The organism is Dokdonella sp., assembly GCF_049593775.1.
Lineage (GTDB): Bacteria > Pseudomonadota > Gammaproteobacteria > Xanthomonadales > Rhodanobacteraceae > Dokdonella.
Window position 1 is genome coordinate 1 of sequence record NZ_JBAWHJ010000148.1, and the last position, 20,532, is coordinate 20,532.

Sequence of the window (20,532 nt, forward strand, 5' to 3'; positions counted from 1 at the left end):
ACTCTCGCCCATGCAGTTTGGGCTGAGCGAAGCGATGCCCAACGTCCAGATCGCCTTGGAGCAGCATTGAATCGACTGTACGGAGTTGGGGTTCGCTGCGCGCACCGCCAACCTGCCGAAAGACATCGACCGGCCATTTACTCCTGCCGCAATGCCCTGCGCAGATCCGCTGCCAGTGACTTCGGATCACTGCGGCGCACGAGGACCTTTGGCGTCTCGTGCCAATTCGCGCACGCCTGAATCGCTTTCGCGACAGCGCAGACCATCCCTGCTGCCACCTTTACGCCAGCTTCCAGATGGATGCTCTTGACCTCAAACTTGGCATCGCTCCGGTGCGCCTTGGCATCCAGTCGACCGATCAACTGGCCGCGATGCAGGATCGGCAGTACGAAATAACCGTACCTGCGCTTCGCTTCGGGCACGTAGCATTCGATCCGGTAGTCGAATCCAAACATCACGCTGGCGCGCTCGCGATCCCAGGTGACGGGATCAAATGGCGACAGCAGGGTCGTGTGCGTTGCGCGCACTCGCCCCTGCCTGATCGTCTGCAACAGACTGGCATGCTCGATGTGAACATAGGCAGGATTCTCCCAGCCGCGCACATCGAGCCGAATGAGCTCGCCAGAAGCGACCAGCGCGTCGAGATCCGCATCCCTGAACTTCGGCCGGGTGCGGTAGTAATCGTTGATCCAGCGAGCCTGGGTGATGCCCAGCGCCTTGACTGCGTTGAGCAACAAGGCATTTGAAGTATCCAGCGCATCCGATGCTGGCGACATCGAGCCGGCGCCCATGCGAGCCCTTACGCGATCACTGAGATCATAGACGCGCTGGAACCGATCGCGTCGGGCCACCATCAGTTCGCCGCGCGCAAACAGAGCCTCAAGCCACCGCTTCTCGTCCTTCCAGCCCCACCATCCGGTCTTCCTGCGCTGGGTACCCTCGAAATCGGATGCCTTCAATGGCCCTTCGTCACGAATGCGTTCAAGCACGGAATTCATGCCCTTGCGCTGGGCCTCGTGTGCACGCTGGGCGTTTCTGCTGGCCCAGTGATCCGATCGACCACCGCATTCCGAATGCGCACGATGCAAGGCAAAGGCCGAACTCGGCACGAAGCAGGCCTCATGGGACCAGCATTCAAAAATATCGCCCCGTTCCAGCGCTTCATCCAGCCATGACTGGGGATAACCCCCAAGCCGGGAAAACAGAACCAGATAGGGGCTACGCGCGACGACGTGGATCGTGTCGATCTGCAGCAACTGCATGCGCTCGATCGTGGATAGCAGTTGCTTGCGTGTCGATGTTGCGGGCGGCTTGCGCAACAACCCCTGCACTTCAAGATGCAGGTTGCGCGCTTGCTGGCCAGATAGTGGTGCCGCCGATTGAGTTCCGGTCATGCCGGGATGATGCGCATGCGCAAAGCTCAGGGCAATGGCGGATCGAAGCCGCCACGAAAGATCAGGTCATCCAGCTCAGCGGCACCAATATCGCAACGCGAACCTTGTGGGCGAGGCACTCCACGCGCGTCATCGATTTCACAGGCACCCGGGTTGCCTTGAGCCACGGAACTGCCGGCTTCCACTGCCGGACTCGATGCCTTCGGCAGGAAGACCTCAACCGTACCGCCATACACGTCGAACGGCTGCAACTGGGGATCCAGCGGGCTACCGGGCACACCACTCTGATCGCCGGGTTGCGCGGCCGCAAGCACGCAGGCATTGCCCAGGACACCGATGAGATTGTTTCCTGCCGAAGTCAGCGTTCCGGATGGGCCGACTGCGCAATCGTTGTTCACGGCGCCCGCCACCACGATGCTGAAATCGACATTGCCCGCGATGATGCTGTTGGACACCGTCACCGGCGCGTTGACCTCGAGGGCGCCATCACCCATCCCGTCGAAATCGTTGTCGGAGAAATTCAGGCTCAGGGTCAGATTGTTCAGCGTCGCAGCGGCGTTGAGGGAAATCGCCGCACCCGACGCCAGGCTGATATTCGAATCGAAGGTGAGATTGCTCAGCACCGTAGATCCAGCTCCACCCGTCCATATGCCTCCGCCCGTCCCGGCATCGTTGGCATGGAATGTCGAACGCGTGACCTCAAGTACGCCCAGGGACGCAATACCGCCGCCGGCGCCAGCGGGGTCTCCTTTTTCAGTCGCATTGCCCGTGAGCAGGCAGCCATCCATGTGCAGACTGCTGCCCTCGCGCAGAAGAACTCCGGCCCCCAGCGTTCCGGCACCGTTGCGTATCGTGACACCCTCGATCCGGACTTCGGAACCCGCACCGCCAACGTCGAACACACGATCTTCGCGATCGCCCCGTATCCGGGTCAGGTCGGCGCCCGCACCGCGCAGGGTCAGGCTACTGCGGATATCGAGATCACCACTTGCATTGGCATCCTCGCCCGCACCGGCGATATCAAAGCGGTATTCGGCTGCGTCCAACACGATTTCATCGGCAGCGCTGCCGGCTGGACAACCATTGAATGCAGCATCGGTATTCGCTGCCGTGATCGCCTCGCGCAGGCTGCATTGCCCGTCCGCGGCAACCGTATCTTCGGTGGTGGTGACCGTGATGGTGGCTGCACCAGAACTCCCGACCCATGTAATTGCCAGCAATATCAACAAGATACGCATACGCACCCCCTTGCTCCTCAAGCAACCAGTGTTGGGCCGATTGCTCCCTGGTTCAAGGGCCAGAAGGAGCACCTACGGCGCCCCGCCTTCCGCCAGCGAACGGACAACGTGCAATAATCATCCGTTCCCCACGACGATGCCATGCATCGTTTCGCCCGAATCTGCTCAATGGAGGCATCAACATGTCCGGCATCGTCATCGTCGGCGCCAAGCGCACCGCCATCGGTTCATTTCTCGGCCAGTTCACCGGCGTTCCCACGACAACCCTGGGCGCTACGGCCATTGCCGCTGCGCTGGAGCAATCCGGCATCGCTGCGGCGGATGTCTCGGAAGTCATCATGGGTTGCGTCCTGCCGGCCAATCTTGGCCAAGCGCCCGCGCGCCAGGCCGCGCTGGCTGCCGGACTGCCAAAATCAGTCGGCTGCACCACAATCAACAAGGTCTGCGGCTCTGGCATGAAGGCAATCATGCTGGCCCACGATCTGGTCAAGGCAGGCTCGGCATCCATCGTCGTCGCTGGTGGCATGGAATCGATGACCAACGCGCCACACATGCTTCCGAATACCCGCACCGGAAACCGCTATGGTAATTTCGAGGCGGTGGACCACATGGCCTGGGATGGGTTGACCAACCCCTACGACGGCAAGTCCATGGGCGTATTCGCCGAAGCCACTGCCGACAAGTACACGTTCACCCGTGAAGAGCAGGATGCGTTCTCCATCGAGTCGGTCAAACGCGCCCAGGCGGCGATCGCATCCGGCGCATTCGCCGACGAGATTGTTCCGGTCAAGGTCTCCACGCGCAAGGGTGAGGTCGAGTTCGCAACCGACGAGCAGCCCGGCAAGTCAGACATCAACAAGATCCCGACCTTGCGGCCGGCATTCCGCAAGGAAAACGGCACTGTCACTGCTGCCAGCTCGTCGAGCATCTCCGATGGCGCGGCGGCGACGATCGTCATGTCTGCCGACGAGGCGTCCAGGCGCGGCCTGAAGCCACTTGCCACGATCATCGGCCACGCCACCAATGCCCATGAACCGGAGTGGTTCACCACCGCACCGGTCGGCGCCATCCAGAAAGTCCTCAAGCAGGTCGGATGGAAGGTCGAGGATGTCGACCTGTTCGAGATCAACGAAGCATTTGCCGTCGTCGCCATGACGCCCATTCGCGAACTCGGCATTCCGCACGAAAAGATCAACATCCATGGCGGCGCCTGCGCGCTCGGTCACCCGATCGGAGCATCCGGCGCGCGTCTTGTCGTCACCCTGATCAATGCCCTGCGCAAGCACGGTGGAAAGCGCGGCGTGGCCACGCTTTGCATCGGCGGCGGAGAAGCTACCGCCATTGCCATTGAATTGGCGTAGCATTTACCAACTTGGCATCAGTGAATTACATGCCAGGAAATTGACCCAATCAGCCGATCCGGCACGTTCGCCGGATCGTGGCCATTGCCAATGCGGTGGGCGATGCGCCGGAGTTTTAGATTCGCCGCTTCAATTCGAGGGGACACCATGAACTTCAATCGCATTATTCTGGCTTCAGCACTGACACTGGCCCTGGGCGCTTGCGATAACTCGCAGAAGAAAGCCGAGGAAGCTGTAGAAGCAGCCGAGAAGGCCACCATGGAAGCAGCAGCTGCTACGCAGGCAGCCGCAGACAAGGCTTCTGCCGCGGCCCAGGAAGCCACCGACGCTGCAGCCATTGCTGTTGACAGCGCCGCCGTTTCCACCATGGAAGCCGCAGACGCTGCTGGCGAAAATGCCGCAGCAGCCGCCGACGCCGCTACCGAGGCTGCAAGCGACGCAATGGACAAGGCAGGTGATGCCATGGACAAGGCTGCCGACGCTACCAGCGACGCAATGGACAAGGCCAAGGATGCGGCTGAAGAAAAGAAAGACGAAGCCACCAAGCACTAATCACGTCTTGTTGCTTCAACGACCGGCCGCCCTGTGCGGCCGGTCGCGTTTCCGGAGTCAGGGTTTGCCGGCTGCCTCTGCCTGTGCTCTGATCTGCACTGACTGACCACAGCGCGCTGTCATGCCTCGCATAGAATCCCAGATCGACCCCCGCTCACCCGACTTCATCGCCAACGCGACGCATCTGCGCGGCCTTGTCGATGAGCTCAAGCTTCAGCTTCGCCAGATCTCGATGGGCGGCGGCGAGAAATCGCGGACCAAACACACTGATCGTGGCAAATTGCTTCCGCGCGATCGCATCCGCGCCCTGCTCGACCCCGGCTCACCGTTCCTCGAACTGTCGCCGCTGGCAGCCCACGGCATGTATGACGGTTCCGCGCCGTGTGCGGGGTTGGTCACCGGTATCGGCCGCGTGCACAACCAGGAAGTCCTGATCGTCGCCAATGATGCAACGGTCAAGGGAGGCACCTATTTCCCGATGACCGTAAAGAAGCATCTTCGAGCGCAGGAAGTGGCGCTGGAGAATCGCCTGGCTTGCGTGTATCTGGTCGATTCGGGCGGCGCCTTCCTCCCGCTCCAGGACGAAGTGTTCCCGGACCGCGAACACTTCGGCCGCATTTTCTACAACCAGGCGCGCATGAGCGCCCTGGGCATCGCCCAGATCGCCGTGGTCATGGGCTCGTGCACGGCTGGTGGCGCCTATGTGCCGGCGATGAGCGATGAAACCATCATCGTCAAGGAACAGGGAACGATCTTTCTCGGCGGTCCTCCCCTGGTCAAGGCGGCCACCGGCGAGGTGGTTGATGCGGAATCCCTGGGTGGCGCCGATGTACATACCGCCATCTCCGGCGTGGCCGATCATTTCGCCGAGAACGATACCCATGCGTTGAACATCGCCCGCGAGCTGATAGGAAACCTCAACCGGAAGAAACAGCTCCCGCTTGCCGTCGTCGAACCACGTGAACCGGCCTATCCGGCCGAGGAAATCTACGGCATTGTTCCTCGCGAGACACGCATCCCGTTCGATATCCGCGAACTGATTGCCCGCATCGTCGACGGATCTGAATTCAGCGAATTCAAGGCGCGCTATGCCAAGACCCTGGTCACCGGGTTCGCGCATATCCACGGTTACCCGGTCGGCATCGTGGCCAACAACGGCATCCTGTTTGCCGAGTCGGCCCTGAAAGGCGCGCACTTCATTGAACTGTGCAACCAGCGCAACATCCCGCTGGTGTTCCTGCAGAACATCAGCGGCTTCATGGTCGGCCGCAAATACGAGAACGCCGGCATCGCCAAGGATGGGGCGAAAATGGTCACCGCCGTGGCCTGCTCGCACGTTCCAAAATTCACGGTCGTGATCGGCGGCAGCTTCGGTGCAGGCAACTATGCGATGTGCGGACGCGCTTATGGAGCCCGTTTCCTCTGGATGTGGCCGAATTCCCGCATCAGCGTCATGGGCGGCGAACAGGCGGCCAGTGTTCTCGCTACGGTCAAGCGCGACGGAATCGAAGCCGCCGGCAAGACCTGGTCCGATGACGAAGAGGCGGCATTCAAGGATCCGATCCGTGATCAGTACGAACGCCAGGGCCATCCCTACTACGCAAGTGCGCGGCTCTGGGACGACGGCGTGATTGATCCGATAGATACCCGCCGGGTACTGGGAATGGCCATCTCCGCGTCCCTCAACGCCCCCATCGAGCAAGGACGCTACGGCGTCTTCCGCATGTAAGACCCCTGTTTTTCTATTGAAAATCAGATATCTATAGCATTTATGTCGAAACTTTCCCGTTTCAATCCGATTGCCGTACTACTCATGACTGGCCTGCCCGGCCTGACCGTCGCAGCCGAGCTATCTCCAGGCTGGCTGCAGACCCGAGATCAGAATCCCTTCGTTCTGGGCAGCGGACTGCCGCTCGCGCCATCCATCCCGCCTGCGGGGAACTGGCAGCTCGATACGACGTATACCGTTGCGAATACCGAAATGGGGCAATCGAACCGGGTCTCGAGCCTGACCTTCGACGCCGAAACCTCCGAATTCCGCTTTAGCGCCGCCTATGCATTCAACGAGCGCTGGAGCCTGCGTGGCTCGATCAGCCATCTGACGATTGGAGACGGCTACCTGGATGGAGCCATCGAGGAGTATCACCATATATTCGGTTTCACCAATGGCGATCGCGGCTTGCTCGGCACAGAGGCACCAGTCATTCGCGTCGACCTTGATGGTGAGACGCTCTATTGGCTGGACAGGAACCGATCCGGAAACGGTCCACTTCTGGTTGATTTGACGCGCAGCTGGAACTACGGGAAAGGCAGCGTGGCGGGAATATCGTTGGGCAGCAAGTGGCCAATCGGCAGCACGAGCAGTCTTACAGATACCGGCAGCAAGGACTTTTCCCTGTCCGGGTTCACCCTCTACAACATGGGAGACCGGTTTACGTTCGGCGCGCGCATTGGCGTGCTGTTCCAGGGTGACAACGATCTGCTCGGCACACAGGCAAGGAACACGGTTCCGTTCGCCAACCTGCTTCTTCGCGTGAAGATCGACCAGAACTGGAGCGTCCTGGCTCAGACGGACGCACATGCAGCTCTCTACCGCGACCTTCCCAAGTTCCTCAAGGCCAGCAACCAGTTCAGTTTCGGATTCAGCCGTCGCATCGGCGAATCGGCAGAGTTGCAAGGCATTTTCAGCGAAGACATCCCTCGCTTGCACGCCACCGACATCGCGTTCGGATTGAACCTCAGGGTCAACCTCGGTCCGCGCTAGACGCTTGCTGCGGCATCGCGCCACTGTCTGCGCTTCTTCGCTTCGATTCAAATTACCCCAAGTCGATGCCAGGACGCGATCGGTTCGGCCGCGGACCATCGACATGGACCTGCATCACCGGAGACATCACATGATCCGCCTACTGCTGTTTGCCACCGCCATCCTCTTCGCAAGCCCAGCGGCATTCGCGGCCTGCTCGGCAGTCATCAATGGCAACGATGCCATGAAGTTCGACCTCGACCTTATCGAAGTGCCTTCGGTCTGCAAGGAGTTCACCGTCACCCTCACGCATTCAGGCAAGCTGGCCAGAAACATCATGGGCCACAACTGGGTCCTGTCCCGCACGGCCGACCTCAAGGCCATTGCAACGGAAGGCATGTCGGCCGGCCTCGACAACAGTTATGTGCAACCGGACGACAAGCGGGTCATCGCCTACACCCAGGTCATTGGCGGCGGTGAATCGACGTCGGTGACCATCGCCGTCGACACCTTGAGTGCTGGCGCCGACTACACGTTCTTCTGCTCGTTTCCCGGGCATTGGTCCCTGATGAAGGGCACATTGAAAGTGATCTGACCCATCCGGCTCGGATTCTGCCGAACGTTATGGGACAATCCCGCCGCTGCACGCGACACTGCGGCCCCGTAGCTCAGCTGGATAGAGCGTCCCCCTCCTAAGGGGAAGGTCGTACGTTCGAATCGTATCGGGGCCGCCACTTGAAGCCGTACTGCAGGCGTGCGGGCAAGACCCGGCTTCCGCTCGGAGGGTCCGGCAACGAATGGTCATTGGACCTGGCGACTTACTGCTGGATGGTGTCGATCGGCGCTGGAACTTGCGAGACCTGAGACCCGACGATACTGCCGCCGAGGGACAGGTTCAGGTCTATGCGATTGGCCAACTGCGCGTTCTTCAGCTTGATGACCTGGGCTTCGCTGGCGATCAGGCTTTCCTGCAATTGCAGCAGTGACAACAGATCGATTCTTCCGGCCTTGAACTGGATGTTCGCAATGCGGACGGCATTGGCGTGGTCGTCCATCGCCAGTTCATCGAACTTCAACTGGCGAGCCAGGCTGTCTTCGTTCTCCAGATTGTTTTCCACCTCTCGAAACGCGCGCAGCATGGAGCCGGCATATTCGGCTACGGCCTGCTCCTGCTCGGCATTCGCGATCTCGACCTCTGCCTTCAGCGCGCCGCCAACATAGAGGGGAATCGAGATGCCTATCCCGGCATCCAGCAGCCAGGGGTTCAGGCGCAGCACGGAAAGCACGCCGTCGTTGATCTTCCCCGCACCAAGGTTGAGGGACAGACCCGGCAGCAAGGCCAGTCTTGCGGCCTCGCTCTCACGAAACGAGGCGATCACCAGTTGTTCCGCGGCGAGCAGGTCCGGGCGACGCTCGAGCAAAGCCGAAGGCAAGCTGGCCTGCGAGGGCGCAGGCACCGGGACGAATTCCCTGGCAGCATGCAACTCCGCGGCGGGATATCGCCCTACCAGGGTTTCAAGGACACGCCTGGACTGCGAAGTCAGCGCCTCCGCTTCAGCCAGATCCGCCTTTGCGGCATTCAGTGATGCATTCGACTCGGCAACATCAAGATCGCCGACTTTTCCAGCCTCTCGCCGGATCCTGACCAGCTCGAAAAGCTTCGCGTGTATGTCGACACTGCGCGAAGCCAGGGCCTGGAGCTGCATGCTTTCGGTCGTCTGGTACCAACTTTTGGCTACCGTTGCGGCCAGCGACATGCGCGCAAATTCATAGTCGAGTCTAGCCGACGCGTACCCGGCTTCCGCTGCAGCCTGTTGTGAACGAATGCGTCCCCACACATCCGCCTCCCAGGCAACGCCAAGAAGTCCCTTGCTACTCTGGAATGTACTGTCCCAGTCGCGATCACGCGTGCTGCGCGCTCCAAGATTGATTCCAACCAACGGTTTCATTTGGGCACCGACGACGATGACCGACTGTTGTGCTGCCGTGACCATGGCAGCGACTCGGCGCAAGTCGGGACTATTTGCCAGGGCTTCGGTCACCACGGATTCCAGGCCCGCGTCACCGAATGATCTCAACCAGTCATCGTCGACCGGTCCCGAGGCCCCCTTGATCTTCCACTCGGAAGGGATCGAGGTATCGGTCGGCAATGCGTCAGCCACGATTTTTGAGTGCGTGGGTGCGGGTTGCAGTGCACAGCCCCCCAGCGCCACGACGATCAAAGCGGAAAGCAGTCCAATCCCGCAGAGTTTCTGCTTCGGGGTTGGGCTGTAAGCATGCAGCGAAGCCATCAAAATGGCATCGGATAAAGCCAGTTGAGCCAGGAGTGCGTCCGGATGCCTATCCGGCGCAATGCCGCCCAAGGGCCGGTCATGCCGGGTGTATAGATGGCAGCAGCACCCTGGGCACCAATCGGAAACAGCGACTGATCGGGGTCATCAAGCATGATTTTCACGACGAACTGGCCCTGTGGCGCTTCCGGCGGCTTTGGCAGGAAATGCGGAAGCGTTCCGCTGGGGGTGAACTGCCCTTGCCCACTGCCCTTCCAGATTGCGTCGACATGTGCCTTGAAGATCTGGCCCGGATATAGATCCAGCGCGACTTCCACTGGCTGCCCCGGCTTGACGTACTTGAGGTTCTCCATGAAGTACTGCGCAATCAGGTAACGATCGTCATCGCAGATGAAGGTGGCAATCGCACCGAATCGAACTTCGCCCGCCACCATTCCAGGCCGTACTTGCAAGTTGATGATGCGACCATCTTCGGGCGCAACCATTGTCGTGTTGTCCAGATAATACCGGGCGAGCTTCAACTGCGATTCAATGGCTGCAACCGTGGTGTTCACGCCATCGATATCGGAGTGGTACTTCAATTCGGCGCGCTCAAGCTGCGACTTCGCCTCACGAACCGATGCCTGGGCAATCTTGAGCTGGGCAGACCATTTCTGTGCGTCTTCTTCCGTGCCCGCGCCCTGCTTGGCCAGGCCAATGAAAAGGTTCTGCTGAAACTTCGCGTATTCGAGGTCGGCACGTGCCTTGGACAGGTTCTCCGTCGCCACATCCACATCGGCCTTCAGGATCAAGACACCCTGATCCGCTTCCGCCAGTTGCGCTTCCAGACTGCGCACGTTGTATTCGTACGGTCGCTTGTCGAACTGGAACAACGGCTGTCCCTTCTTCACGGGCTCATCCGGCTTGACCAGCACAGCCGTAACCAGGGTTGGCTCAGTCAAACGGGGGGTGAGCTGGATCGTGTGCTGCACTACCGTGGCGTGACGCGAGAATGGGGTCACGAAGCGCAGTCCGATCATGAAGATCAGCAGCGCATGGAGAAGAAAGAACGAAGAGAAAATCGCCCAGGGAATACTCCAGCGCAATAGTTTGTACTTGAAGAAGACCAACCAGGCGACCGTGGAATAGATGACGATCAGGGCGATGGCGAGAATCATGCTGCGTAGCCCTCAATCATGTCTGGAATCATTCGACGAGGGCCCCGCCGACGGACCGGCCGAATCGGCAGAGGCATCCACGCTGGAAGCGGACTTCGGAGCGGGCTTGCCCGACAAGCGCTCGATTTCCTCGTCGATTGCCCTGGCTTCCTCCTTTGGAAAGCGCCGGACATCAACGATATCCGTAGGCTTGAACGCCCAGATGAACGCCTGGATCCAGGGCACCATGACGAAAAATCCCGCATACCCCATGATCTTGACGGCTTCGGCGTCGGGATGCTTCCGGGCGATCGCAATGCGCCCCGGAAGCCCCATCATCCAGATCACGAAGATCAACCCGCCTGCACCCACGATGGCAAGCGTGGCGAAAGTTATGTAGTCCCAGAAACCGATTGTCATCGGGAAACTCCGTTCAAACCGGAACTGATCGTGACGAGTCCTGCGACTGCCAAGCCAACCGTGTGTTCATTCAGCCCTGATGCAGGGCTATGTCTTTCGCGTGCATCGTGACTGTGTGGGCACGTGACGTCAATGTCGAGTGAACCTTGGTGCGGTTCCGGCTCGAAATGCTATTGGGCCATGAAGGACCGGTATCCTGTGAGCGCAAATTGCACGCCCATGGCAAGCACGATCAAGCCCATGAATCGCGTCATCGTGTCTTTCAGGAAGCTTTCACCCCCCTGGGCTTTGGAGAGGCGTGAAACGGCCAGAAGGACAAGCCAGAGGACTGCTGCAGCTACCGTGATCGCAACCAGCGAATGCAAGGGCAGTTCCGACCGGGTCTGTGCTGCAGAAAGCGTGATCACGCCGGTGATGGTGCCGGGACTGGCCGCAAACAGGATCAGCGGTGTCAGTGATGCCGATGCCTTGGTATCTGTCGCAGCAGGTTTGGCTGCGAGCATCGAGAATCCCATCCACGCCAGTACGCCACCACCAGCCACCATGAACGCGTCCAGGGAAATGCCGAACATGCCCAAAAGGCGCGTACCTGCCAGCGCCGCAATAACGAGTATGACGAGCACTGCAACACTTGCCTTGCTGGCGGCGCTGAACCTTTCAGCGAATGACTGACCGCTGGTCGCTTGCGCGAACATCGTCGCGCAGACGGCCGGATTGACCAGGGACAGTATCGTGACAATTGCTTGCAATTGATCTTCCATTGAACGTGCCCCTGAGCCTTATATGGTGTGACAGAGCAACTCCGCCGAGTGTTAATCATGTTCTATCGGGGATGCCGGCTCCAGAGAACATCAACACGGTATGAAAGCACGATCGTTTGGGCAAGCACCCAGTCCGGCTGCCTAGTCACGAATCGATGCACCATTCCGACGCCGCCTGTCTATTTGCAGTTCCAGCACATCTGGCCGCGAGTAGTGGCCGAATGGATCGAAGTTCTGGCGTTCCTCGCGAACGCGTGCATGATCGATCTCCGCGATCAGGAGCACTTCGTCATCCGCGCGGGGTGGAATGATCCATTCGCCATCGGGTCCCGCGATGCAGGAACCGCCATCGGCGCAGACTGCCGGCAGCCGTTCACGCAGCAGATCCACGTGTGGCGCATTGTCGGGAATGTCTTCCTGGCGCAGCAGACTGCTGGCAGAGAGAACAAAACTGCGCCCTTCACGCGCAATGAATGGCGTGATCTGCTCGGTATTGCGTACGCTGCCCGGCCAGACCGCTACGTGCAGGTCTTCGCCTTGTGCATAGAGCGCAGATCGCGCCAGTGGCATCCAGTTTTCCCAGCAATTCAGTCCGCCCAGTCGAAAGCCGTCGAGCTCGAAGGTACGCAACCCTGCCCCATCACCTGGCGACCACACAAGGCGCTCTTCATACGTCGGCATCAGCTTTCTGTGTACGTTTCGAATCTCGCCGTTGTCATCGATAGTAACCAGCGAGGCAAAGACGCTCTGTCCGCGATTCGGGTCGCGCTCGATGCAACCCAGCATGACCCAGACGCCGGCTTCCCGTGCTGTCGCGCAGAGGCTGCCCATATCTCCGCCTGCAATATCCACGGCCTGATCGGAATAGTGTGCAAACAGGCTCTTCTGGAGATCGGACTCGAATCGCGCACCATCGGTGTGCTCTATCCAGAATGGATAACCAGGGAGTACGCCTTCGGAAAACACCACCAGACGCACGCCGGATTGCCCGGCCTCGCGAATTTTTCCGGCGATCTTGTCCATGGTGCCTGCACGATCGAGCCAGACGGGCGCAATCTGGGCAATGGCGACAACACAATGGCCGGACGAGTAGTTGGGCATGCGAACCATCCAGGTGAGCTGATCCACGATTGTATCTTGGACCTGACACATGCATGCCAGGCAGCCCTGCCCCGGTTCACTCAGTTGGCGATGACGTAGTAGCCGCGCCCTTCCATGCAGCGCGCGACGATGGATTGTTGCACGGCACTTCCATAGGCGGCACCGTTCAACCCGCCACTGACAGCGCCCCAGGCAGCGATTTCCGCGACATCATCACCATCGAGTCCGACGGCAAGTCCGAACAACGCGCCGAGCACGGCACCTACTGTCGCGCCACTCGCCGCAGATCCCGCGGCTGGACGCTGGCTGGCCAGGCTCTGGCAATCCATCACGTCATCTTCGTAGTTGCCACGACTGATGCCGCTGTCCACGATGGGTCGATATTGGGTCTGGGCACAGCCAGCACAAATCAATGCAACTCCAAGCACGATCACTCTCATCGACCGCCTCCGCTTTCTGCATGGAAGTCGAACCAGATTTCTGCGCCATAACGCGCACGGTCACGGCCCGTTGCTTGACTGAATACGCCCTATTCCCGGCCAATTCAAGTCGCAAGGACCCGACCGCCACCCCCCCTTTCGAGGCATCCAAAGCCGGACTTTCAGCCCTCGATGGCGGACGAAGTCCCTATCGAGTTTCGGGCATCGCTACTGTCTCGGAATTCATTTGCCTTGCACCATCACGCACCTAGACGATTGGCCGTTTGACTCCCCTGACACGAGCGCCAGAACCGTCCTGCCCTTGGTACTCGAGGGGCTCCGAGTCCGACACTGACACGTTCGTCACGCACAAAGGACTAGACTGTGAAGACTGGTCCCATTCCAAGGGGCATACGACAGGCGAATTCCAATGACCATTTGTCCAATCGCGATCGTTGCGAGTTGCAAGCAATGCCCGGTGGTTTCGGTGTGTCCGCTGAAGAGCGTGATTGGTGATTTTCCCAAGGCTGCCGAGGGGATTCCTGAAAAAGTTGGAGCGAGTGCGGCTCGGAAGTCGAAGAAGTAAGCCGGCAACCCGCATTCAGCACACTTGATTGATCTGTGTGCAATCGCGCCGATCAGCAGCTGCTGTCTGCGCCAGTGCAACCGGCGAAGTGCAAGAACTACCAGAATCACACACGATAGTCATCGTGCTGAAGCGCGATCCCACACAAGATCAACATCGCCATATTTCCAAGTATCCAGCACGGATAGTCGCGCCCCATGAGGCAGCTGCCCATGAGCTGTTCGCGATGCATGTTTTCGCGAATCTCATCGCTCGCCCATCGCCATTGTTGTCGTCACGCGAATTGCAGGAGTATGGTGTTCCAATCAATCGTCTGCACTTCATGCAGCGACTATTGGCGGGTCACGCTGCCGTCGACCGCGACCCAGCAATTGGATAGAAGCCCGAGCCTCGCGCAGGTTTCGCTCGACACTTGCCGTTCCAGGCGGGCGTAATTCCACAGGGGAGACAAACCATGACACGCGACAAGGTACCCACGCTGCAGGAATTTGTTGAGGGCCTGGAAAAGCGCAATCCGGGCCAGCCGGAATTCATCCAGGCGGTAAAGGAAGTAGCCGAGGGCGTGCTTGAGCACGTGCGTGATCACCCCAGGTACAACGATCACCAGATTCTGGAGCGCCTGGCCGAACCGGATCGAGTCATATCCTTTCGCGTCTGCTGGCACGACGACAAGGGCCACGTGCGCGTCAATCGTGGATACCGGATCCAGAACAACAATGCGATTGGCCCATACAAGGGCGGCATTCGATTCCACCCGACCGTCAATCAAAGTGTCCTGAAGTTCCTGGCATTCGAGCAAACCTTCAAGAACGCCCTCACCGGCTTGCCAATGGGCGGTGCCAAAGGTGGCGCGAACCTCGACCCCAAGGGAAAGAGCGACGCGGAAATCATGCGTTTCTGTCAGTCCTTCATGTCCGAACTCTACCGTCACCTCGGTGAAGACGTCGATATTCCTGCTGGCGACATTGGTGTGGGTGGGCGAGAAATCGGCTACATGTTCGGGCAGTACAAGCGCATCACCAATCGCTATGTTGGTGTCCTCACCGGCAAGGGCATGGAGTTCGGCGGCAGCCCGATCCGTGTCGAGGCAACGGGCTACGGTGCCGTTTACTTCATGGAAGACATGCTCAAGCGCGTCAACGAATCGCTGGAAGGACGGACGTGCATTGTCTCTGGCTCCGGCAATGTGGCCCAGCATGCCGTGGAAAAAATTCTGGCTTTGGGCGGAAAGCCCGTCACCCTCAGCGATTCGAGCGGTTTCATCTTCGACAAGGCGGGCATCTCGACCGAGAAACTCGCATTCGTCAAAGACCTGAAAAACAATCGCCGAGGTCGAATCGAGGACTATGCCGGGGAGTTTGGTGCCGAGTTCCACGCCAGAGCTCGTCCCTGGACAGTTCCCGGCGAACTCGCTTTTCCATGCGCCACCCAGAATGAGATCAGCGCCGACGATGCAAAGACAATGCTAAGCAATGGCGTTGTCGCTGTCGCAGAGGGCGCAAACATGCCTTCAACGCTGGAAGCGGTAAAACTCTTCCAGTACGCACGAATAAAATTTGCACCGGGCAAAGCGGCGAATGCTGGCGGGGTTGCAGTCTCGGGCCTGGAGATGAGCCAGAACTCCGCGCGCATCACCTGGAAAGAACAGGAACTGCAACGGCTGCTGCGCGACATCATGCAAGAGATCCATGATCGCTGTCAGCACTACGGTGGTGTCGCCGGCGAAGCGAACTACATCGACTATGTCAAAGGCGCGAACGTGGGGGGTTTCGTCAAGGTGGCTGATGCGATGATTGCGCAGGGGATTGTCTAGCAGACAACGCCCAATCCCCCGTCAATCAGGCCAGCCGGAGGCTCGGTTCAAGCGCAGCCCGGCAGGCGCTTCTGGTGCAGGCAACGGCTGGCTTGCTAGCCTCGCCAGTTCGCATGCTTGTCCCAGAACGCCACGCTGCGATTGTAGGCCAGCCGATCCAGCGGCACGCCGGAGCCACCCTGTTCCACGCCAAGCGCATTGCGCATCATTGTTATTGGTGCCATGGGAATTTCATTCGGTTCGCTCGTGTAGAGACAGCCCACGACACCCCAGTCAGCGCTGATGAGTGCTCCCTCCTTCTTCAACTGCTCCCGGCTGTAAAGGATGGGAACCAGGTAGCTGGCTACAGGAGGATCCACACCTTCGAACCAGCGCACGAGAACTGGCAACTCGTCGGAGCTGCGCGCCTCATAGGCGGACCTCAGGCACGCCCGGTTCTCATCCGTGACGGGTAGCGCAATGCAACGTGTGGATGTCCAGTTTTCATGCACATGCAGCTTGCAGAACGGCGCATATCCATCAAGCACTTTCAGCGGCGGATTCGTATTGAGGCGCAGCTCGAACTCTTCTGACGTGCAATCCCTGATCGTATTGCGCCGCGACTCGCGTGGAAACAGGCGCGTGCGGGCGAATTCGGTAAGGACGATCGACACTGTCAGGCTCCACCGTCCGCGGGTTGGCCCTGGCCCAGCGCCTTGTTGAACAGCGCCAACATGCGTTTCCACGCTTCGCTGGCAGCAGCTTCATCGTAGCGTGGCGTAGTGTCGTTGTTGAACCCGTGCTGGGTTCCTTCGGGCTGGTACACGGAGTAGCGCACATTCGACTTCTTGAGCGCCTTCTCGTAGTCCGGCCACGCGGCACTGATCCTCTCGTCATTGGCAGCCATCACGACCAGCAACTCGGCATTGATGGCCGCTACGGCATCGAGGTCTGGTGCCCGGCCATAAAACGGCACCGCAGCAGTCAGGTCCGGCAATTGGGTGGCCAGGAAATTGGCCATGCCACCGCCGTAGCAAAAGCCGACGACGCCCATGCGACCGTTGCCACCTTCGATACTGCTCAGCAACTTCGCTGCAGCCAGAAAATCCTGTCGGGTCTTGGCCTGATCGAGCTTCGGGAACAGTTCACGCGCCTTGTCTTCATTCCCCGGATAGCCACCCAGAGGGAACAGTGCATCGGGTGCGAAAGCGATGTACCCCTCCAGGGCAAGTCGTCGGGTCACGTCTTCGATGTGCGGGTTCAAACCACGGTTCTCGTGTACGACCAGTACGACCGGCAACGGACCGTCCGATTTCACAGGTCGTGCCAGATAACCACTACCAGTTCCATAGCCGTCCGGGGATGGAAACTGCAGCGTGCGCGTAACCAATCTTGAATCGTCCGGTTTTATCTGTTGAGCGTCCGCGAAGTTCGGAGACAGTGCCGCCAGCAATCCCGCCGCCGTACTCGTGCCGACGGCAAATCGAGCGACGCTGCCGAGGAATCCGCGTCGATCGATCTTGCCATGCACGTACTGATCGAACAGGCGCATGACCTCGGGATCAAAATCACTGGCTGTCTTGCGGGTTTGCTTGGGCATGGAACCTCCGAACACGGCTGGAATGCGGGTCAGCCTAGCGTAGCTGACCTTGCAGTCCCGGCCAAACATGGCGGCGCAAGGTTTGCCCGCGTCCCTGCTGATCGCATTCCTGAAGGTAGGTTCCGCCCGTGCAAGCCAGGCCTGAAATTTCAACAGGACTTGCCATCAAATTGGTGCGATGCTTCCAGTAGCGTGGAATCGCGGCAAGCGCCGTGAAAAGTGCCCGAGAGCATGCGCACGAATGGAGTATGCGACTTGAGCGACAAACCCATTGATCGCCACGGCCTCGTTGCCGCCACGATTGCGTTTTGCATCTGGGGACTGATGCCACTCTACTGGCATCTCCTCAAGGCCGTCCCGTCGCTGCAGATCATTGCCCACCGCATCGTCTGGAGCACCTTGCTGGTGGTCGGATGGTTGCTCTGGCGCTATGGCCGAAGCTGGCTGCGCGAGACCCTGCAACTCCCGCGAGCAGCCTGGATGCTGGCACTTTCCGGAACGTTCATCGCGGTCAACTGGGGTCTCTACATCTGGGCAGTGAATGCCGGGCATGTCGTGGAAACCAGTCTGGGCTACTTCATCAACCCGTTGCTCAATGTTGTCCTCGGTGTCAGTTTTCTTGGTGAGCGACTCAATCGCGTGCAGTGGGTCTCAATACTGATCGCTACCGCCGGCGTGCTCTGGCTGACCTTCAACTACGGCAGCTTCCCCTGGATCGCCCTCGCGCTGGCATTTTCGTTTGGCATGTACGGGCTTATTCGAAAGATCGTCGCGGTTCCACCCGTTAGAGGGCTTGGCGTCGAAAGCCTCTACCTGTTCCTGCCGACACTGGGGTACCTGCTCTGGAGTGAAGTGAACGGGCACGGCGGGTTTGCCGCACCGCAATCTGCGGGAGGCTGGGGCATTTGGATAGGCGCGCTTCTGATTTTCGGTGGAGCGCTGACGGCTGTTCCACTGATCGCCTTTGCCGATGCGGTGCGCCGTATTCCGTTCTCACTGGTTGGCTTGATGCAGTACATCGCACCCACCCTGCAACTCCTGTGCGGCGTCCTGATTCTCGGCGAACCTTTCGGCAGCGAACGGATGATCGGATTTGCCCTGATCTGGCTGGCGCTGGCTATCTTCGCGATTGACGGACTTCGTCGTTCGCGACGTCGACCCGCTGTCCTGCCCGGCTGATCTGTCACTGCGAAAGCGAGGCTGCCCACGCGTCGGCCCCGGCATGCACGCAACACTGGCCAGGACAAGCTGGATGCGCAGGAACGAGGCAGGCGTTGCGGCACCCGGCGTACTTGTCCTTTTTTGTGGGCTTTTCGTCATTGCAGCCATGAACCGATCACACTAGATTGGCCGCATGAAGACCTACCACATCGCGTTCCTGATCTTTCCCGGCTGCCAGGGCATTGATGTCAGTGGCCCGTTCGAAGTCTTCGCCGGGGCAAATCGCTGGCTTGCCTCACAGGGGCGTCCGGCCTTCTACCGTCTGAGTCTTGCATCGCCGGGCGGTCTGCCCGTGCAAACCGAAAGCGGCCTGTCACTCAATCCAACCACGGCGTGGAATCGCCTTCGCGGACCTTTGCAGACACTCATTGTGTGTGGCGGTGCCGGCGTTGATGCCCAGGCCGCCGATCCCGGAGTCGTGCGCCAGGTTCAGCGCCTGGCGCAGAAGAGCGAGCGCGTCGCCTCGGTTTGCACGGGCAGCTTCCTGCTCGCGGCTACCGGACTGCTTGATGGGCGACATGCAACCACACACTGGGCATTCGCCAAGCGCTTCGCCAGAGAACACCCTGCCATCCAGGTCGATGCCGATCCGATCTACACCCGTGACGGCAACGTATGGACATCGGCCGGTGCAACCGCGGGGATAGACTTGTCACTTGCCCTGGTTGAGACCGATCTGGGCCGCGATGTCGCGCTGAGCATTGCTCGCTGGCTGGTCCTGTTCCTGCGCCGTCCGGGTACACAGCGACAATTCAGTGCCCAGTTGTCTGCCCAACTGGCCGATCACGATCCTGTTCGTCGCGTACAGGCCCACGTGGCCGATCATCTGCACGGCGATCTTTCGCTCGATCGACTCGCTGAAGTCGCCCATATGAGCACACGTCATTTCGCACGCTGCTTCCGGCGTGAAGTCGGCATGACACCGGCACGCTACATCCTTCGTCTTCGTCTGGAAGCGGCGCGACGCCTGCTGGAGGAAGGTGATGAAAACCTCGGCGTCGTTGCCGAACAGTGTGGCCTGGGCAATACCGAGACGATGCGAAGGCTGTTCGCGCAGGAACTGAAAGTTTCTCCCCGCGACTATCGGCAGCGATTCCAGCCGCTGAAGGAAAGTGTGAGCCAGGTGCCCTGAGCACATGCATGACCGGAGTCCAATACGATGAAGCTCTCAATTGTTCTCTTTGATGGCTTGACCACGCTGGATGCGATTGGCGGATACGAGGTCCTGTCCCGCCTGCCTGGCATTGAAGTCGAGTTCATCGCAGCCTCCCGCGGACTGATCGTTGCCGACACGAGACGTCTTGGATTACTTGCCTTTCGCGACCTGGACGAAACGCCGCGCACCGACATTCTCTATGTTCCAGGCGGACCCGGCGGCCGCATTCTCGAGAAGGATCCCGTGTTCCTGGAAACCCTGCGCCGCCTCGACAACACCTCGACCTGGACGATCGGGATCTGCAATGGCGTCACCCTGCTCGCCTGCGCGGGCTTGCTGGAAGGACGTAAAGTGACAACGAACTGGCATGACCGAGAGCGCATGCTCGACTACAGAGCCCAGTTTGTCGCAGAACGCTATTTCCGCGACGGCAAGTACCTGACCGGGGCCGGAGTGTCGGCCAGCATCGATACTGCCCTGTATTTCGCACAGCTGACAGCAGGTGAATCCGTTGCGCAGGCGATCCAGTTCGGCATCGAGTACTACCCGGCGCCACCGTTGCCAGGAGTATCGCCAGCCGATGCTCCGATTGCTGCCCAACATGCCGTGCAACAGTTCGAGATGCACCAAGCCAGAACCTTGCTCGGTTCGAGCGCTCCGTTCGCCGGCATCTCACTGCAATGGCCAGATCGGGCCGCTTGAGCACGATTCACCCTCGTTTCAGAAACATCCCGCGGCCAGAGCCGCTTTCAGCCAGGAGG

General features: G+C 59.8%; 19 protein-coding genes and 1 tRNA gene. 10 read left to right on the forward strand and 10 right to left on the reverse strand.

The genetic code is table 11. From position 1 onward, the window contains the following. Positions 1-137 precede the first annotated feature (137 nt). Positions 138-1,394, reverse strand: a complete 1,257-nt coding sequence (locus WBP53_RS05115; RefSeq protein WP_423926598.1) for a winged helix-turn-helix domain-containing protein — start codon at positions 1,392-1,394, stop codon at positions 138-140. A gap of 26 nt (positions 1,395-1,420) precedes the next feature. Continuing rightward, positions 1,421-2,632: a choice-of-anchor Q domain-containing protein gene (locus WBP53_RS05120; protein WP_423926634.1), complete on the reverse strand. Its 1,212-nt coding sequence runs from the start codon at positions 2,630-2,632 to the stop codon at positions 1,421-1,423. A gap of 182 nt (positions 2,633-2,814) precedes the next feature. On the opposite strand from WBP53_RS05120, the gene WBP53_RS05125 reads away from it, so the two are divergent. The 6 genes from WBP53_RS05125 to WBP53_RS05150 all read left to right on the forward strand — a co-directional run bounded on the left by WBP53_RS05125 (position 2,815) and on the right by WBP53_RS05150 (position 8,022). Continuing rightward, positions 2,815-3,993, forward strand: a complete 1,179-nt coding sequence (locus WBP53_RS05125) for a thiolase family protein (RefSeq protein ID WP_423926600.1) — start codon at positions 2,815-2,817, stop codon at positions 3,991-3,993. A 147-nt stretch (positions 3,994-4,140) separates the two neighbouring features. Then, the gene (locus WBP53_RS05130; protein WP_423926602.1) at positions 4,141-4,545 is read left to right on the forward strand and encodes a hypothetical protein; all 405 of its coding nucleotides are present in this window, start codon (positions 4,141-4,143) and stop codon (positions 4,543-4,545) included. 121 nt (positions 4,546-4,666) lie between these two features. Then, the gene (locus WBP53_RS05135; protein ID WP_423926604.1) at positions 4,667-6,274 is read left to right on the forward strand and encodes a carboxyl transferase domain-containing protein; all 1,608 of its coding nucleotides are present in this window, start codon (positions 4,667-4,669) and stop codon (positions 6,272-6,274) included. A gap of 42 nt (positions 6,275-6,316) precedes the next feature. Beyond that, positions 6,317-7,309, forward strand: coding sequence for a DUF3187 family protein (locus WBP53_RS05140; RefSeq protein WP_423926606.1), 993 nt, complete (start codon positions 6,317-6,319; stop codon positions 7,307-7,309). A 130-nt stretch (positions 7,310-7,439) separates the two neighbouring features. Further along, positions 7,440-7,883, forward strand: coding sequence for an azurin (gene azu, locus WBP53_RS05145; protein WP_423926608.1), 444 nt, complete (start codon positions 7,440-7,442; stop codon positions 7,881-7,883). A gap of 62 nt (positions 7,884-7,945) precedes the next feature. Continuing rightward, positions 7,946-8,022 (forward strand) — tRNA-Arg (locus WBP53_RS05150). A gap of 84 nt (positions 8,023-8,106) precedes the next feature. Here the strand turns inward: WBP53_RS05150 and WBP53_RS05155 are convergent. The 6 genes from WBP53_RS05155 to WBP53_RS05180 all read right to left on the reverse strand — a co-directional run bounded on the left by WBP53_RS05155 (position 8,107) and on the right by WBP53_RS05180 (position 13,437). Further along, entirely contained in the window at positions 8,107-9,579 is a 1,473-nt protein-coding gene (locus tag WBP53_RS05155; RefSeq protein ID WP_423926610.1) for an efflux transporter outer membrane subunit, read from the reverse strand. Next, complete coding sequence (locus tag WBP53_RS05160; RefSeq protein WP_423926612.1) at positions 9,579-10,736, reverse strand: HlyD family secretion protein; 1,158 nt, start codon at positions 10,734-10,736, stop codon at positions 9,579-9,581. The genes WBP53_RS05155 and WBP53_RS05160 overlap by 1 nt, the downstream gene beginning before the upstream one ends. A 12-nt stretch (positions 10,737-10,748) precedes the next feature. Next, on the reverse strand, positions 10,749-11,135 hold the full coding sequence (locus WBP53_RS05165; protein ID WP_423926614.1) for a superinfection immunity protein: 387 nt from the start codon (positions 11,133-11,135) through the stop codon (positions 10,749-10,751). A 170-nt stretch (positions 11,136-11,305) separates the two neighbouring features. After that, entirely contained in the window at positions 11,306-11,884 is a 579-nt protein-coding gene (locus WBP53_RS05170; protein ID WP_423926616.1) for a MarC family protein, read from the reverse strand. 153 nt (positions 11,885-12,037) lie between these two features. Continuing rightward, positions 12,038-13,024, reverse strand: coding sequence for a carbon-nitrogen hydrolase family protein (locus WBP53_RS05175; protein WP_423926618.1), 987 nt, complete (start codon positions 13,022-13,024; stop codon positions 12,038-12,040). A 53-nt stretch (positions 13,025-13,077) separates the two neighbouring features. Next, complete coding sequence (locus WBP53_RS05180; RefSeq protein ID WP_423926620.1) at positions 13,078-13,437, reverse strand: hypothetical protein; 360 nt, start codon at positions 13,435-13,437, stop codon at positions 13,078-13,080. A gap of 1,019 nt (positions 13,438-14,456) precedes the next feature. On the opposite strand from WBP53_RS05180, the gene gdhA reads away from it, so the two are divergent. Continuing rightward, positions 14,457-15,815, forward strand: a complete 1,359-nt coding sequence (gene gdhA / locus WBP53_RS05185; RefSeq protein ID WP_423926622.1) for an NADP-specific glutamate dehydrogenase — start codon at positions 14,457-14,459, stop codon at positions 15,813-15,815. Positions 15,816-15,910: 95 nt separating this feature from the next. Here gdhA and WBP53_RS05190 read toward each other — a convergent pair whose 3' ends face one another. Then, positions 15,911-16,468: a DUF3228 family protein gene (locus WBP53_RS05190; protein ID WP_423926624.1), complete on the reverse strand. Its 558-nt coding sequence runs from the start codon at positions 16,466-16,468 to the stop codon at positions 15,911-15,913. Between the two features lie 2 nt (positions 16,469-16,470). Next, complete coding sequence (locus tag WBP53_RS05195; protein WP_423926626.1) at positions 16,471-17,394, reverse strand: dienelactone hydrolase family protein; 924 nt, start codon at positions 17,392-17,394, stop codon at positions 16,471-16,473. Positions 17,395-17,649: 255 nt separating this feature from the next. On the opposite strand from WBP53_RS05195, the gene rarD reads away from it, so the two are divergent. The 3 genes from rarD to WBP53_RS05210 all read left to right on the forward strand — a co-directional run bounded on the left by rarD (position 17,650) and on the right by WBP53_RS05210 (position 20,473). Further along, positions 17,650-18,573: an EamA family transporter RarD gene (gene rarD, locus WBP53_RS05200; RefSeq protein ID WP_423926628.1), complete on the forward strand. Its 924-nt coding sequence runs from the start codon at positions 17,650-17,652 to the stop codon at positions 18,571-18,573. A 175-nt stretch (positions 18,574-18,748) separates the two neighbouring features. Further along, a complete protein-coding gene (locus WBP53_RS05205) occupies positions 18,749-19,747 on the forward strand; it encodes a GlxA family transcriptional regulator (RefSeq protein ID WP_423926630.1) in 999 nt (332 codons plus the stop codon). A gap of 27 nt (positions 19,748-19,774) precedes the next feature. Further along, a complete protein-coding gene (locus WBP53_RS05210; RefSeq protein ID WP_423926632.1) occupies positions 19,775-20,473 on the forward strand; it encodes a DJ-1/PfpI family protein in 699 nt (232 codons plus the stop codon). Positions 20,474-20,532 lie beyond the last annotated feature (59 nt).

Coding starts and splice junctions, on each gene's coding strand:
- WBP53_RS05115 (WP_423926598.1), bottom strand. CDS start 1,394: ATGACCGGAACTCAATCGGCGGCACCACTATCTGGCCAGCAAGCGCGC.
- WBP53_RS05120 (WP_423926634.1), bottom strand. CDS start 2,632: ATGCGTATCTTGTTGATATTGCTGGCAATTACATGGGTCGGGAGTTCT.
- WBP53_RS05125 (WP_423926600.1), top strand. CDS start 2,815: ATGTCCGGCATCGTCATCGTCGGCGCCAAGCGCACCGCCATCGGTTCA.
- WBP53_RS05130 (WP_423926602.1), top strand. CDS start 4,141: ATGAACTTCAATCGCATTATTCTGGCTTCAGCACTGACACTGGCCCTG.
- WBP53_RS05135 (WP_423926604.1), top strand. CDS start 4,667: ATGCCTCGCATAGAATCCCAGATCGACCCCCGCTCACCCGACTTCATC.
- WBP53_RS05140 (WP_423926606.1), top strand. CDS start 6,317: ATGTCGAAACTTTCCCGTTTCAATCCGATTGCCGTACTACTCATGACT.
- azu (WP_423926608.1), top strand. CDS start 7,440: ATGATCCGCCTACTGCTGTTTGCCACCGCCATCCTCTTCGCAAGCCCA.
- WBP53_RS05155 (WP_423926610.1), bottom strand. CDS start 9,579: ATGGCTTCGCTGCATGCTTACAGCCCAACCCCGAAGCAGAAACTCTGC.
- WBP53_RS05160 (WP_423926612.1), bottom strand. CDS start 10,736: ATGATTCTCGCCATCGCCCTGATCGTCATCTATTCCACGGTCGCCTGG.
- WBP53_RS05165 (WP_423926614.1), bottom strand. CDS start 11,135: ATGACAATCGGTTTCTGGGACTACATAACTTTCGCCACGCTTGCCATC.
- WBP53_RS05180 (WP_423926620.1), bottom strand. CDS start 13,437: ATGAGAGTGATCGTGCTTGGAGTTGCATTGATTTGTGCTGGCTGTGCC.
- gdhA (WP_423926622.1), top strand. CDS start 14,457: ATGACACGCGACAAGGTACCCACGCTGCAGGAATTTGTTGAGGGCCTG.
- WBP53_RS05195 (WP_423926626.1), bottom strand. CDS start 17,394: ATGCCCAAGCAAACCCGCAAGACAGCCAGTGATTTTGATCCCGAGGTC.
- WBP53_RS05205 (WP_423926630.1), top strand. CDS start 18,749: ATGAAGACCTACCACATCGCGTTCCTGATCTTTCCCGGCTGCCAGGGC.
- WBP53_RS05210 (WP_423926632.1), top strand. CDS start 19,775: ATGAAGCTCTCAATTGTTCTCTTTGATGGCTTGACCACGCTGGATGCG.